Raw genomic sequence first — 15287 nt, forward strand, 5'->3', positions numbered from 1 at the left:
TAAGAACTGTACAGCTCAATATATATAATGTCAATTATGTTTTTTTGAAGTTTTTCTATAAAATAGAATACATTGAATCAAAAAAATAAAGCTTATTGCACCGAAGCCAGGATAAAGGACTTTAATTAAATTTTTAAAGCCAATTTGAGAAATAGGCAAGGATATGATAAGTATTAATATGACCGCTTTTTTATAAGAAATATTAAACTTTTTCTCAAGGGTCTTGCCTACGCTATATATATTAGAAACTTCAGTTGAAAACATTTCACAAAAAATTACACAAAGCAGAAGAATCTGCATTAGTATGCCAAAACGGTTTGTAATATATAGAAGTGGAATTTCATATTTAAAAATTTGAGGAATGTTTAATAAAAGCATCACATTAACAAAATAACATAATATGGTTAAAACTATAGCGCCTATTATAACTCCGGGAATAAGAGTACGTTTATGTTTTATTTCTTGGCTTATTGGGACTAGAACACCACTACAGGATAGCATGTTATAACTGGCATAGAGCACGGCTGAAAAAAACCATTGGACAGGGACAATTTGGGTTTTATAAGAGGGGATTTGTCTTATATAGGAAGCGCTTACTATATCTTTGTAGAATACTAAATACAAAACAAATATAGTTACAATGATTGTAGTAAGAGCAGGTACTATAAAGGAATTTATTGTTATTAATCCTTTGGTATCTTTAAGTAAAGTATATAAAGAGATTACAGACATAAGTAAAATTCCTACCCATTTTGAAACACCGAAATATTGATGAAGAAGCGCACCACTTCCAGCTAATATTATGGATGCTCCACTAATTAAGAAAAAACTTGTAAAAACATCTGTAATTACACCAAAAAAACCTGGGCTTATAAGGGTTATAAGCTCAGTATAGGAGCTTAATTTATGTTTTAGGCTAATAGAAATTATAATAGAACTTATTAAAATATAGATTAAGCCACATATGAGAATTCCCCAGAAGCTCATATACCCATAAGTGCTGAAAAATTGAGTTATTTCCTGACCGGAAGCAAGGCCTGCACCAACTATTGTTCCGATAAATACAGCTGAAATTTGAAATATTTGACCAATTGTTTTTTTCAAAAAATCTCCCCCACAAAATTATTAAATTAATAGTCATACTTAAATAAGATGCTTGTCTTTCTAAATATATGTGCATTGTTTAATAATAAATAATGATTTTAATAATAAATGATGATTTTATAAATTAAAAATTTATTTAGAGGGAAACTATAATTAGCATAATGAATTTGATTTTATAAATCTTAAGTATAAAGGTAATTATAATTTCCATAATTAAATTAAAATTGGATTAAAGGGAGTGGAAATATTGAAAAAAATTTTAAGTTGTTTATTAATAGCGTGTTGTATTTTGTCTTTTACATCATGTTCTAAAAAAGAGAATAAAGAAAAGCCAAAAGTTAATGCTTTTGAAATTAAAACTGCAACTAATGTAGTTGAGAGTTATATGAATTTCATAATGAAGGAAGATTATGAAAATGGTAAAAAACTATATAGTAAGGAATTATCTGAAAAAGTTTCTAATATGCCAATTAGTAATATGAAGATAAAAGGTTATAAAGTTACAGAAAGCAATGAAGTTGGTAGAAATGGGGTTTTTAAGGTTAGAGTTACAAGAACATCGATAGATAGCTCTCAGTCATGCCTTGATGAATATTCTATCAGAATTATTAAAGATGGGGCTGAATATAAAATAAGCGAAATAACCAATACACCACAAAATGAAGCTTTTGTGGAGGACATGGGCATTAGATTTAGAGATAAAAAAAATGTAAAAACCAATTTAATTATTGATAAAGCGGGGTTGCCTAAATATGTATATTCTAAAGATGATGGAGCACGATTATATAAAGTAGTGGTGCCTACAAAAGAATTTAGCTCCATAAATTTCAGTTATGAAGGAGATAAACTTGCAGTTAGTACTTATAACAAAAACTCATTTATTGGTATTGTTAACATTGATCAATCTCTAGCAGTTCAGGGAAGTGCTACAAATCCAACTGAGGAATCCCCGCAAGGTGGAGGATCAGTTGAAATAGCCAAGGAAAAACCAATTGGAAAGGAATTAATTTCAATAGATTTATTGATTGATTGTAAAGTAGAATTTATGACATTCTCCTTAGATGAAAAATTTTTGATTGTACAGTATAATAAGGAAAAAACGGGCAAATACATTAGGGTTTATAAAGTAGATAATGGAGAGATGATTCCTGTTAATTTTGAAAAAGACTATCCTATAGAAAAAGTTCAAATAGTATTTTCTTCTTTTGGTGAGGATACTATGACTTATGAAGTAATGCCTAAACCAAATGTTAACAGTTCGGAAGCAGATATAATTGGTAAATGGAAACTTGATTTAAAGACTTTTACCGTAGATAAATTATAAATAATGCACTGTTTATAGACTATAAGGTATAATCGATATAGGGCTTGAATCTTCAAATAGCTAACTAATCTTACGACTAGTTAGTTTATTTAAATGGTCTTTAAATAAAGAAAGGATGATATTAGTGCAGAAAATATGGAGTGACAAAAGATATCAAAGTTTAAATTATTTTTTAAGGAACAAGTTTGGTAATAAGGTTTTTAAAATTGCTTTGGATGCTGGATTTTCTTGTCCAAATAGAGATGGGACTATTAGTAGTGGAGGGTGTTTATTTTGTAGCGAAAGGGGCTCAGGAGATTTTGCTGGGAATAGGGATTTTTCTATTACAAAGCAATTTGAAGATATAAAGGTTATGATGAATAAAAAATGGAAAACAGGAAAATACATTGCTTATTTTCAGGCTTATACAAATACTTATGCAAATATCGATGTATTAAGAGAAAAATATGAGGAGGCAGTATCACAAGAAGGAGTGGTGGCTCTTGCTATAGCTACAAGGCCTGATTGTTTAGACGATGCGGTATTGGATCTTATAGAGGAATATTCTAATAGAGTATACACATGGGTAGAACTAGGGCTGCAAACTAGTAGTGATGAAAGCGCAAAAATTATTAATCGGGGATATAAATTAGTGAGATTTGAGGAGGCTCTAAGTGAGCTTAATAAGAGAAACATTGATGTGGTGGTGCATACCATTTTTGGACTTCCTGGAGAGAGTAGGAAGGACATGCTAAAAACAATAGACTACGTAGCACATAAAAATATAAAGGGTATAAAAATGCATCTACTTCATCTTATGGAAGATACCCCTATGGTTAGCCTTTACAAACAAGAAAAGCTGAAGTTTTTGCAGCAAGATGAGTATATAGATATAATTTGTACGTCAATTACTATGCTTCCACCTAATATGGTTATTCATAGATTAACAGGCGACGCACCAAGGGAGTTACTAATAGGTCCTATGTGGAGTTTGAAAAAATGGGAAGTTTTAAATGGAATAGATAACAGATTAAAGGAATTAGATTTATATCAAGGGGAAAATTTTAAGAATTAGGTTTTGACGACATTTCAGAATGAAAGTCTCCCACTTTTATGAGTGGGAGTTACATACAATAACAAAGAGGAACTTCAGTGGGAGTATAAATCTCCTTCTGAAGTCGTCAATGTATCTTCTGTGAAGATGTTGCAGCACCGCAGGTGATGATTTAATAAAGGGGTCAGTTGTGTCTTTCTACAAATTAACTTTACAATTTTTGTGTGTTTTGCAAATAGATAAATAACTATTAAAGGTTTAATATATACATATAGAAACATATAGGGGGGTATATATTATGTCAAATTTATCATTAAGACACATATACAAGGTTTATACTGGAAATGTAACTGCGGTTAAAGATTTTAATCTTGAAATAGAAGATAAAGAATTTATAGTTTTTGTAGGACCATCTGGCTGTGGTAAATCAACAACTTTGAGAATGATAGCAGGTCTTGAAGAGATATCACAAGGGGAAATATATATTGGAGATAAATTAGTAAATGATGTGGCACCCAAAGATAGAGATATAGCAATGGTTTTCCAAAACTATGCATTATACCCTCATATGACTGTATATGATAACATGGCATTTGGATTAAAATTAAGAAAAATGCCAAAGGATCAAATAAAACAAAAGGTTACTGATGTAGCTAAAACCCTTGATATAGAACATTTGCTTGATAGAAAACCAAAGGCATTATCAGGTGGACAAAGGCAAAGAGTAGCGCTTGGACGAGCTATAGTAAGGAGTCCAAAAGTATTCTTAATGGACGAGCCACTATCGAATTTAGATGCTAAACTTAGAGTTCAAATGAGAACAGAAATAGCAAAACTCCATCATAAACTTCAAACAACTTTTGTATACGTAACGCATGATCAAACAGAAGCTATGACTATGGGGACAAGAATAGTTGTAATGAAAGATGGATTAGTGCAACAAGTAGATAGTCCTCATAACATATATGAACATCCAGTTAATATGTTTGTTGCTGGATTTATAGGAAGTCCTCAAATGAACTTTATGGAAGCTAAGGTTTTAGAAAAAGATGGTGAAGTTGTGCTTTCTTTCGATAATGAAACTATAATATTACCGAAGGATAAGGCAGAATCTGTAAAAGAGAAAGACTATATAGGCAAAATCGTTATAATGGGAATTAGACCAGAAGATATTGATGACGGTATTGACTTTATTGAAAAAAATAAAAATTCAGTTATAGAAGCCAAAGTTGACGTTACGGAGCTTATGGGTGCGGAGACTAATATTTATTTGTCAAAGGGAAATACAAGTATTGTAGCTAGAGTAAATGGATCGTCCAAAGCTATAGTTGGAGAAAAAATTAAGATTGCTTTAGATACTAATAAAATTCATATATTTGATAAAGAAACGGAGAACACGATAATATAGGGGGAAACGTACTATGTACAATTTTACTGAATTCCTGAAGGATTTAAGTCACTCTTCAAATATACCATTTGATATAGTTACCGAAGATGGGATTGCTTTATATATTAGTGACTCAAATATTGAAAATTCAAATATAACTAACTTTACTATTATGCTTGGACGTGTTAAAGGCATAATAAGTTTAGAGAAGAAGTATGAAAATTGTACATTCTTACTTAAATATGTTATTGAAAATAAATATACTCAGCATTTTTTAACTAAAGAACAAGCAGTTATTGATATTTTAGAAAATAGAGAAATTTCTATTGATAATATTAATTACAACTTACCTTTTCTCAAAAATGGGTGTTATATCATATTAATAAGTTCAGATGGAAGTAATTATGAATCTCTCAACATAATAAAACAAATATATGATAAAGAACCAGTTGTAAGTTTAATATATAATGATAGTATTATCGTAATTGGTGAATTTGCTGAAATAGAAGAACATACAGAAAGTATAAAGGAATCCATATCATCAGATTTGTATTGTAAATGTTATCTAAGTTATGGAGATAGGGCTTATGATATAAACGAGTTTAAAAAATCTTATAATGATGCTGTTCAATGTATGCAGCTAGGGAAAAAATTTGATATAAAAGATCATATATTTAGTTATAATAAAATGTTGTTCGAGAAAATTGTCTATAACATAGACATAAAAATTAAGCAGGAGTTTTTATATATGTTAAAAGACAAATTTGATGCTTTCGATAGTGAAATGATAGCAACTATTGAGCAATTTGTAAATTGTGGTCTTAATATTAGTGAAGCTGCTAGGAAACTATATGTTCATAGGAATACCTTGATCTATAGATTGGATAAGATTAAGAAAGAAACAAATTTTGATATTAGGAACTTTAAAGATGCATCTGTATTTCTTATAGCCTTTTTAATATGGAAGGAAAATAAGGAATAAGGTATGGGGAATTTTTTTTCTTAGAGTATGCTATAACGAAAAGTACATATTACTGGAATGCGTTCACATCGCTAAGTAATTCTAAAATTTATTTTATTTGCATATGCTAAAATAAAATAAATTGTGAATTACTAAGGCTTGTTCAAACGCATTCTGCGTAATATATACTTTTGTTAGCATTTTCTAAGAAAAAAGAGCTTATCTCAAAAAGAGCAAAAGCGCTGTAATTATAAGTTTTAAAAGAAAGATTAAATTATCATATAAAGACTTCAGAAGGAGATTTATACTCCACTGAAGTTTTCTTTTTTTTGCTATGGTAAATAGTGGTATAATGTTTGTAGCGGTTTGGTGGGAATAAAAGCTAATTATTTAAAAATAGTTTATTGAAGGGGGAGATTTTATGGACACAAATTTGACTAAAATTAAAAATGAAATATTAGCATTCTTATTAGCTACTTTTTCAATTACATTTGGTATGGGTCTAATAATGTTTTTTGTTTGTAAACATATTGATGCGAGTGGTGTCCAAGCATTTGCTATAGTACAGATGATTTATCCTGCGTTAGCGGCTATTGGGATAAGAATTTATTATGAAAAAAATAGTATTTCTAAGGGATTGATGGATTTCTTTACGTTCTATATTATTTTTAGTGTTTTATGTATCATTATTTTAGTTGTTGGAGTTTTTGCTTTTCCGGGACATGTATCAAGTGTTATAAATACACTAGTAATTATAGCTAGTATATTTGCTTTTACTATAATAATGATTAACAAAGATAATCGTTTTGAAAAAATTAGTATGGTTTTTAAAAAGAACTTTAAGACTGTTATACTATTAGGTTTATTGTATATTGTACTTAAATTAATTATAGTTATGTTTGGTGGACTTGTTGATGGTAATTTATCTGAAATACTAAAAAAGACTATGATGCGTATTGCTTTACTTACTATTATTGTACCAATTGGTGTTGTTTCATCTTTTATAATATTTTTTGGAGAAGAACTGGGATGGAGAGAATACTTACAGCCAAAACTTCAAGTTTTATTTGGTAAAAAACTTGGCGTTATTATATTAGGATTTATATGGGGAATATGGCATTTACCACTTTGCTTTATGTTATATAGCCCATCAACCCCTATTTACTGTGTAATATCTCATATTTTCTATTGTATTCTTCTTGGTATTTTCCTTGGGTTTGTCTATATGAAAACTAGAAACCTTTGGTCAGTTATAATTATTCATTTAATTAATAATAGTATGATTATTAATGAGAGTAGTGCCTATGACACAGTAATAACATCAAAATATTTAGTATTAGGTTTAATATTTTGTGCTATTGTATTCCTACCATTTCTATTTACTAAAGAGTATAAGGGTAAGATGAGTGAGGAATAACGATTAAATCTAGGTATTCTAAAACATTAAGTTGATTAAGAGTAGGGGGGTAAAACATAAATGGATGTAATAAAAAAATTTTGCGTCATAAATAGCTTTACATATAATGGACGAGGTGGGAATGCCGCAGCTGTATTTATTCATCAAGGTGGGTTAGAAGATTATGTTATGCAAAATATTGCTCGTCAACTTAATTTAGTCGAAACGGTGTATATTACCGAAAGTGATGAAGATGGAATAGATTTTGATATTAGATATTTTACGCCAGATAATGAAGTCAAAATTGCAGGTCACCCTACAGTAGCTGCATTTATTGCACTTGAAAAAGCAGGAAAATTAAGTCCAATAATAAAAGAAAAATATTTAATCAAGACAAAAGATGGAATAAAAGAAGTTAATATTGAAGAGCAGTATAATGACATGGTTGTTAAATTGAAACAAGAAACTGTTGAATTTGGAGTAATTATTGAGGAAAAGCATAAAATAGCTAAAGTTTTAGGAATTAATGATGATGACATAATGGATAATTTACCACTACAATGTATAAATACTGGATTAGGCCACTTAGTTGTACCAATAAAATCTTTAGATGGATTAATGAATGTTAAAAGGAACATAAGTCAATTAAAAGATCTATGTAATTTTATTGGTGTAAGAGAGGTGCAAGTGTTTTGTTTTGAAACTAAAGATGACTCATTTAATATCCATACAAGAAATATATGCCCAAGAGAGGGGATTGAAGATGCGGCATGCGGCATTGGAAATGCAGCATTAGGTGCGTATTTGTTAAAGAATCATTATACTGATAGAAGAAGTATATCAATAAAAGCTGAACAGGGATATATAGTAAAAGTTCCGTGTGCAATTGATATATATGCCTATAGAGAGAATGATGATATTATGGTGAGAGTTGGAGGTACAGGTAAAGTAATAATTAAAGGTGATTTTATTGTAAGTAATATCTAAGTTATTGAGATAGAACTTGTGATTATAAAAGCATATAATTGCATGGGAAACAATGGTGATATATTTATAGCGGTTGCTTCAAGTTTGTTTAAAAGTATGTATCAATTAAGAAAAATAATGTTATGTAAAAAAGCGATATAATTCACTGGAATATAAATAATAATCTTTATAAAAAACGTTACGGAGGTTATAAATGGAAAATAAAAGAACGAAACAAGAGTTATTAACAACTTGCTTATTGATAGTGTATTTGCTCATATTAACTTGGATTATAGTATTTAAAATGCAATTTTCAATTCAGGAATTAGACCGTTTCCATGGCATTAACTTAATTCCATTTCATGAATCGGTAATAGTGAATAACAAGATTGAATTTTCAGAAATATATAAAAACATAATTGTATTTATTCCTTTTGGACTTTACGTTAGTATGTTGAAAAGCAACTGGTCCTTCTTAAAAAAAGTTGCTCCGATAGCAAGTGTGAGTTTATTCTATGAGGTATTGCAGTTTATATTTGAAATAGGTGCGACTGATATAACTGACCTTATAGGAAATACTCTTGGAGGAATTATTGGAATTGTAATTTATCTTGTTCTTCGTAGATTATTCAAAACAGATTTTAAAACAAATAAAATTCTTAATATTATTGCATTAATCGGGACAATTTGTGTGGTTATATTGTTAGCACTATTAGTTATATAATCCTAAACTGTTATATAAAATAGTAATATGTACTATAATTATATTAGCGACACATAAGACAAAAAGAATTATTAGGGGAGGAAAAACATATGAAAATAGATATAATAATTTCTGCGGATGATATAAAAAAAGAGAAAATAGCAAATAAAACAGTGGTAGTAATAGATATGCTTAGGGCAACTAGTGTAATAACTACTGCGATGAACAACGGATGCAAAGGCGTAATTCCTGTTTTAACAGTTGACGCGGCAGCTGAGATTGTGAGAAATAGCAAAGAAGAGTTTATGCTTGGTGGAGAGAGGAACGCATTGAAAATAGAAGGATTTCACTATTCAAATTCTCCATTAGAATACACTAGAGACACTATAGAAGGCAAAACTCTTGTTATGACTACAACTAATGGTACTAAAGCTATAAAAGGCTGCGTGGGTGCAAGCAACATCTTAATAGGGGCAATGATTAATGCTAAGGCTACTGCAAATAGAATAGTATCTTTAAATAATGATGTAGTAATAGTCAATGCTGGAACTTACGGTGAATTTTCTATAGATGATTTTTTATGCAGTGGGTACATAATTGATTGTGTGTTAAAAGAAATAGAAGTAGAACTTTCGGATATTGCTGTAACTTCACATTATATTTATAAGAATAATGAAGATATTCATGGTTTTATAAAATATGCAAGTCATTATAAAAGGATCACACAGTTAGGATTAGAAGCAGATTTAGAATACTGTTGCAAAAAAGATATTATAGATATTGTTCCAGAATATAAGGATGGGATTATAGTTTAAGAAAATGTTATCAAGAATTTAGGGGGCAATTGGTTGGTGAAAAATAGTTATAAAATTGTGATTTTTAGTTTATTGGTAGTTATGTTAGTTGGATATATTCTAATCAATAAAATTACTGCTAAAAAAAATGAGCCATGTGAATCATCACAAGATAAACTAATTATATCTGCTTTTTCCATGGATAATAAAGGTAGTATATTATCGTTGGATGTTAAAAGTAAAATTGAGAAATATCTTATAACTGATAGACAGGTATGTATTACTGGTGATTTATATAAGGATAGTTCTAAAATAGTCTATGTAGATGCTTTAAATGATTATGATCCTTGGCAAATTTATTTGCATAATTTAAAGGATAATAAAAATTTCCAAGTTACAGATAATAAGTCTGGAAAAGCTCATCCCAGAGTTTCGGATGATAATTCAATATTTTTTTTAAATGCTCCTCATGGAATAGTTAAGGTTGCTAAAATAAAAATTGAAACAAAATCATATGACATAATTGACAATACTGATTCAGATAGAGAAGTAGATACTTTTAGCATTAAACATAATAATTTGCTTATATCAACCTGTTCGAATAGCTTAAGATTAAATAGTTGGAAAAAAAATGAAGGACAACTAAAACCATTGATTCATACTATTTTTAAAGTAAATTCAAATGGAAATAAATTAAGCAAAATTGCTACGATAAAAGCTTCACTAGTAGATTCGCTTTCATATAATTCTAATTATAAAAAGGTTCTTATCGGTGGTTCTGATATAAATGAAAATCCTGGGGTTGGTATATATGAGTTGTCTTTAGATACAGGGCATTTAACTACTATATTAACAGATAGCACTTTAGCGAATGATAACAATTCAATTGTAAGTAAAATTGCATATCCTGCTTTAGTAGAAATGTCCAAAGATGACAGCCTTGTATATTTTACAGGAGTGCCTAAAAATAGCAAAGAAGTAATGATAAGTGAAATACTCTGCTATCCAACGGCTATATTTAGTTATAATATAAATTCCAAAGAGTTAAAAAACATATTTAATCCTAAAGTTTCAAGTTTTATTTTTGATATGAATATTAAATATTAGTATGGATTTCTCCATAGTGACCTTGCACCAGGGTGCCTTGCACCAGGGTGCTTTGCAATAAGAAGAGCAGAAAAGATTAGAATTTCTTAATGAAATTTCATGTTTCAAGCTCATATTGCAAGCCACACAGGAGAAAGTTCATAGGGCAAACTCTTATTTTTTTAAACTACTTGGAATATGTAGAATTTCAAGTAGTAGGATTCATCAGAATTCCATAGTATTGGATGGTCTGATGCTTGAGTTCTAAACTCAACTTGTCTAAGTGTTCTTTTAGCATCTAATGCTGCATCGGCTATTGTATCTCTAAATATATCAGGGTACATAAAATGAGAGCAAGAGCAAGTTACAAAATATCCGCCCGGTTTAACCAATTTAATACCACGTAGGTTAATTTCCTTATATCCGCGTGTTGCGCCGTCTATAGTAGAACGTGACTTTGAAAAGGCTGGGGGATCAAGTATTACTACGTCATATTGTCTTTTTTCTCTTGACCATTCTCTTAATACATCAAAGGCATTATGGCATTCAAATTTAACAGTACCTGAAAGTCCGTTAAGCGCTGCATTTTTTCTGCAACAATCTACTGCATATTCAGAAATATCTACTCCAAGTACACTTTTAGCCCCAGCTATACCTGCATTAAGCGCAAAGGAACCTGTGTGGGTAAAACAATCCAAAACATCAGCATCTTTGCATAATCTGTGGATAGCTGCTCTGTTTTCCTTTTGATCTAGGAAAAATCCGGTTTTTTGACCATTTGCAATATCTACATAATACTTAACTCCATTTTCAATAATTTCTATATCGGTATCGAAGGGTTCGGTTAAGAATCCTGTTGTTTTCTCCATTCCTTCAAGCTCGCGAACTCTAGCGTCACTTCTTTCATAGACACCCTTTGCACTGTATTCCTGCATTAGTAACTTAACAACTATATCTTTATATTTGTCGATTCCTAGTGCTAAAGATTGAATAACATAATAGTCTTCATACTTATCTATAATCATTCCAGGTACAAAATCTGCTTCTCCAAACAAGAATCTACAGCTAGAAGTATCTATAACGGTTTGTCTATATTTCCATGCAGCGGCAAGTTTTTTTCTGAAAAACTCTTCATCTATTTCTTCGTGAATATCTCTTGTCATTATTCTTATGGCAATTTTAGAAACGTCATTTATGAAACCTTTCCCTATAAACTCCTGTCTAAAATTGTACACCTCAATTATATCTCCATTTTCATATTCACCATCAAAGTTTTCGATTTCATTTGCATATATCCAAAGGTGTCCATTTTCTGAATTTCTGCCTTTACCTTTATATAAGTAAAATTTGCAAGCCATTTTAAATTCCTCCTGTGTTATTTAAGGAGACATAACAATTTATAATTATTATGTCTCTTATATTTTTTATAGTTAAAACAATCTTTAATAAAATATTAAGCTATTTATCTATAGTAGTATACCACACTGAATTAATTTGTAATATAAGATCCGGTAAGTTGTATAATGAAATGACCGAAGAGTAACAAAAAAATAAAGACTCAAGAGAAATACTCTTGTATAATGTTAAGTGACTAAACCAACATATACGGGAGGATTTCAAATGAGTCAATTAGATTTTATCACACAGAGCAGAAAAGGTAAACACATAACATACGAGGAACGCATAAAGTTAGAAGCTTTACACAAAATGGGACTTAATTCAACTCGTATTGCGGAGCAAATAGGTGGGCGCTCAGAACGTACAATAAGGCGTGAAATTGCTAAAGGAATTGTAGAACTATTGAATAGTGACTTAACCACTCGAATGGAATATAGCGCAGAAATTGGGCAGTCAGAGCATGACAAACAAGGTGCCGCTAAAGGTCCTGCATTAAAAATAGGAAAAGATCACAAATTGGTGAGGTACTTAGAAAAAGCTATTGGTATAGATGGCGAATCTCCGTATGCAGCTATTCAAAATATCACAAATAAAAATCTACAATTTGAAACAACTATTTGCTTCAAAACTGTGTATAACTATTTGGATAATAATTTGTTTTTAAATATAAGTAACAAAGATCTGCCTGTTAAAAAGAATGCTAAAAAGAGAAACTATAAAAAAATAAGATCAGCGTATAACAATACCAAAGGAACTAGCATATCGGAGAGACCTGCAGCGGTAGCTGCACGTGATGAGATAGGCCATTGGGAAATGGACACTGTAGTTGGCAAACAGGGTACAAAAACTGTCTTAATGGTGTTAAGTGAAAGAGTAACTCGTAAGGAGTTAGTCTTTAAAATACCATCTAAATCACAGGCGGCTGTCGTGAAAGAATTGGACAAATTGGAGCGTAAAATGGGAATGTTATTCTCAAAAACATTTAAAACAATCACCTGTGATAACGGCTGTGAGAACCTTGATTTCGAGGGTATTGAGAACTCAGTAAGAAATAAACGAAAGAGAACTAAAGTGTATTATGCTCACCCATATAGTTCATGGGAGCGAGGCACAAACGAAAATATCAATAAAATGATACGACGATTTATCCCAAAAGGTGTGGATATTTCAGCATTCTCTAAAAAACAAATTATGCAAATACAGCACTGGATCAACAATTATCCAAGAAGGATTTTCAACGGTTTATCTGCCAATATGATGGAACAGAAAACCATTACAACTTAACATTATATTTTTCGTGAAAATTTCGGACATTTTATATTGCAATCTACAGTAATATAAGATCCATAAAATTGTTTTGACATAAAGACAATTATAAATTACACTAGTATATGTGTCATTTTTCAATGCACACTCGAATTAAGCATATTTAGATAAAATTGGACGTGTTTTCTTTGCATGGGAATCTATATACAACATCTAATTATTAAGAACAAATAGATATATAACTAGAAATAGTTTTAAAATTATAAATATATAAAATCATACTATAGTAAGGAGAAATACAAATGAGTAGATTGGTAGTAAAAAATATGAGCCATGGATTTGGTGATAGAGTAATATTTGAAGATGTATCTTTTAGATTACTTAAAGGGGAGCACATAGCACTTATAGGTGCTAACGGAGAGGGTAAATCAACATTTATGAATATTATTACAGGTTCGCTTATGCCAGATGAGGGCGATGTTGAATGGTCAAGTAGCGTAAGAGTGGGATACATGGATCAGCATACGGTTTTGGAAAAGGGAAGAACTATTAGAGAAGTTTTAAGGGATGCTTTTAAATATCTTTTTGACTTAGAAGATGAAATGCTTAGTGTAACAGAAAAAATGGGCGAGGCATCACCTGAGGAACTAGAAAAGTTACTAGATAGAATGGGAACAATACAAGATCAGCTCGATAATAATGGATTTTATGGTATTGATTCTAAGATAGATGAGGTAGCTGTAGGAATTGGACTTAAAGATGTTGGCCTTGAAAATGATGTTGCAGATTTAAGCGGAGGACAAAGGACGAAAATTCTTCTTGCAAAACTTTTATTAGAAGCTCCAGATGTTCTACTACTGGATGAGCCTACTAACTTTTTGGATGAGCAGCATGTAGAGTGGCTTAAGAGATATCTTCAAAATTATGAAAATGCATTTATCTTAATATCTCATGATATTGAATTTCTAGACGGCGTAATTAATATAATATATCATGTGGAAAATAAAAAACTAACTAGATATATAGGTTCATATAACGAATTTTTGAGAGTTCATGATGCTAAAAAGAAGCAAATGGAAGCTGATTATGAAAGACAACAAAAAGAAATTACCAAACTAGAGATTTTTGTTGCTAAAAATAAATCAAGGGCTTCTACAAGTGGTATGGCAAAATCAAGACAAAAGAAATTAGATAAAATTGATAAAATGGAAATTACAAAAGATAAACCAAAGCCGCAATTTGATTTTAAATCTGCAAGAGCTTCAGGGAAGATATTATTTAAAACTGTGGATTTAGTTACTGGATATGATAGTCCATTATCCAAACCATTAAATTTATATATGGAAAGAGGACAAAAGATTGCTTTAGTTGGGGCTAATGGTGTTGGAAAAACAACATTGTTGAAGAGTCTTATGGGTGATATAAAAGCTGTTTCAGGGCATACAAACGTAGGAGATTATCAATATATAGGATACTATGAGCAAGAAATAAAGGGAGTCAATCGAAATAATTGTATTGAAGAATTTTGGCAAGAATTCCCTAGCTTCACTCAGGGTCAGGTAAGATCTGCGCTTGCTAAGTGTGGACTTACTACAAAGCATATTGAAAGTAGAATTACTGTGCTTAGTGGTGGAGAGCAAGCAAAGGTAAGACTTGCGAAACTCCTAAACAGGGAAACTAATATATTGATCTTAGATGAGCCTACCAATCATTTAGATGTAGATGCTAAAGAAGAGCTCAAGAGGGCCCTAAAAGAATATACAGGAAGTATACTTATAGTTTGTCATGAACCAGAATTCTATCAAGACGTAGTAACAGATGTATGGAATTGTGAAGAATGGACAACTAAAATCGTATAATTTACAACAA

General features: G+C 30.6%; 13 protein-coding genes. 11 read left to right on the plus strand and 2 right to left on the minus strand.

What is annotated here, in order from left to right:
- Positions 1 to 30 precede the first annotated feature (30 nt).
- Positions 31 to 1104, minus strand: a complete 1074-nt coding sequence (locus tag ACWJJT_RS12045; RefSeq protein ID WP_462954867.1) for a YkvI family membrane protein — start codon at positions 1102 to 1104, stop codon at positions 31 to 33.
- A gap of 247 nt (positions 1105 to 1351) precedes the next feature.
- Here ACWJJT_RS12045 and ACWJJT_RS12050 point away from each other — a divergent pair, with 247 nt between their 5' ends.
- The 9 genes from ACWJJT_RS12050 (at position 1352) to ACWJJT_RS12090 (ending at position 10775) form a co-directional block, all read left to right on the plus strand.
- Positions 1352 to 2428, plus strand: coding sequence for a hypothetical protein (locus ACWJJT_RS12050; RefSeq protein WP_462954868.1), 1077 nt, complete (start codon positions 1352 to 1354; stop codon positions 2426 to 2428).
- Between the two features lie 124 nt (positions 2429 to 2552).
- Positions 2553 to 3482: a tRNA modification radical SAM protein MnmL/YtqA gene (gene mnmL / locus ACWJJT_RS12055; RefSeq protein WP_462954869.1), complete on the plus strand. Its 930-nt coding sequence runs from the start codon at positions 2553 to 2555 to the stop codon at positions 3480 to 3482.
- Between the two features lie 277 nt (positions 3483 to 3759).
- Complete coding sequence (locus ACWJJT_RS12060; protein WP_462954870.1) at positions 3760 to 4869, plus strand: ABC transporter ATP-binding protein; 1110 nt, start codon at positions 3760 to 3762, stop codon at positions 4867 to 4869.
- A 13-nt stretch (positions 4870 to 4882) separates the two neighbouring features.
- Positions 4883 to 5830 carry a PucR family transcriptional regulator gene (locus ACWJJT_RS12065; RefSeq protein WP_462954871.1) on the plus strand — a complete coding sequence of 316 codons (948 nt, stop codon included), beginning with the start codon at positions 4883 to 4885 and terminating at the stop codon, positions 5828 to 5830.
- Positions 5831 to 6230: 400 nt separating this feature from the next.
- Positions 6231 to 7226: a CPBP family intramembrane glutamic endopeptidase gene (locus ACWJJT_RS12070; protein WP_462954872.1), complete on the plus strand. Its 996-nt coding sequence runs from the start codon at positions 6231 to 6233 to the stop codon at positions 7224 to 7226.
- Positions 7227 to 7286: 60 nt separating this feature from the next.
- The gene (locus tag ACWJJT_RS12075) at positions 7287 to 8192 is read left to right on the plus strand and encodes a PhzF family phenazine biosynthesis protein (protein WP_462954873.1); all 906 of its coding nucleotides are present in this window, start codon (positions 7287 to 7289) and stop codon (positions 8190 to 8192) included.
- A 193-nt stretch (positions 8193 to 8385) separates the two neighbouring features.
- Positions 8386 to 8895 (plus strand): VanZ family protein, encoded by a 510-nt coding sequence (locus ACWJJT_RS12080; protein WP_462952668.1) that lies wholly within the window; start codon positions 8386 to 8388, stop codon positions 8893 to 8895.
- 89 nt (positions 8896 to 8984) lie between these two features.
- Complete coding sequence (locus ACWJJT_RS12085) at positions 8985 to 9689, plus strand: 2-phosphosulfolactate phosphatase family protein (protein ID WP_220286273.1); 705 nt, start codon at positions 8985 to 8987, stop codon at positions 9687 to 9689.
- Between the two features lie 36 nt (positions 9690 to 9725).
- Positions 9726 to 10775: a TolB-like translocation protein gene (locus ACWJJT_RS12090; RefSeq protein ID WP_462954346.1), complete on the plus strand. Its 1050-nt coding sequence runs from the start codon at positions 9726 to 9728 to the stop codon at positions 10773 to 10775.
- A gap of 161 nt (positions 10776 to 10936) precedes the next feature.
- Here ACWJJT_RS12090 and ACWJJT_RS12095 read toward each other — a convergent pair whose 3' ends face one another.
- Positions 10937 to 12112 (minus strand): class I SAM-dependent rRNA methyltransferase, encoded by a 1176-nt coding sequence (locus tag ACWJJT_RS12095; protein ID WP_462954874.1) that lies wholly within the window; start codon positions 12110 to 12112, stop codon positions 10937 to 10939.
- 262 nt (positions 12113 to 12374) lie between these two features.
- Between ACWJJT_RS12095 and ACWJJT_RS12100 the strand changes: the two genes are divergently transcribed.
- Together ACWJJT_RS12100 and ACWJJT_RS12105 are read left to right on the plus strand one after the other, a co-directional pair.
- Entirely contained in the window at positions 12375 to 13436 is a 1062-nt protein-coding gene (locus tag ACWJJT_RS12100) for an IS30 family transposase (protein ID WP_462954875.1), read from the plus strand.
- A gap of 284 nt (positions 13437 to 13720) precedes the next feature.
- The gene (locus ACWJJT_RS12105; RefSeq protein ID WP_165412355.1) at positions 13721 to 15277 is read left to right on the plus strand and encodes an ABC-F family ATP-binding cassette domain-containing protein; all 1557 of its coding nucleotides are present in this window, start codon (positions 13721 to 13723) and stop codon (positions 15275 to 15277) included.
- Positions 15278 to 15287 lie beyond the last annotated feature (10 nt).

This window comes from Clostridium sp. CM041 (assembly GCF_055081035.1).

Bases quoted from the DNA above. Each gene is read 5' to 3' on its own strand.
- ACWJJT_RS12060 (WP_462954870.1), top strand. From the start codon at position 3,760: ATGTCAAATTTATCATTAAGACACATATACAAGGTTTATACTGGAAAT.
- ACWJJT_RS12065 (WP_462954871.1), top strand. From the start codon at position 4,883: ATGTACAATTTTACTGAATTCCTGAAGGATTTAAGTCACTCTTCAAAT.
- ACWJJT_RS12070 (WP_462954872.1), top strand. From the start codon at position 6,231: ATGGACACAAATTTGACTAAAATTAAAAATGAAATATTAGCATTCTTA.
- ACWJJT_RS12075 (WP_462954873.1), top strand. From the start codon at position 7,287: ATGGATGTAATAAAAAAATTTTGCGTCATAAATAGCTTTACATATAAT.
- ACWJJT_RS12080 (WP_462952668.1), top strand. From the start codon at position 8,386: ATGGAAAATAAAAGAACGAAACAAGAGTTATTAACAACTTGCTTATTG.
- ACWJJT_RS12085 (WP_220286273.1), top strand. From the start codon at position 8,985: ATGAAAATAGATATAATAATTTCTGCGGATGATATAAAAAAAGAGAAA.
- ACWJJT_RS12095 (WP_462954874.1), bottom strand. From the start codon at position 12,112: ATGGCTTGCAAATTTTACTTATATAAAGGTAAAGGCAGAAATTCAGAA.
- ACWJJT_RS12100 (WP_462954875.1), top strand. From the start codon at position 12,375: ATGAGTCAATTAGATTTTATCACACAGAGCAGAAAAGGTAAACACATA.
- ACWJJT_RS12105 (WP_165412355.1), top strand. From the start codon at position 13,721: ATGAGTAGATTGGTAGTAAAAAATATGAGCCATGGATTTGGTGATAGA.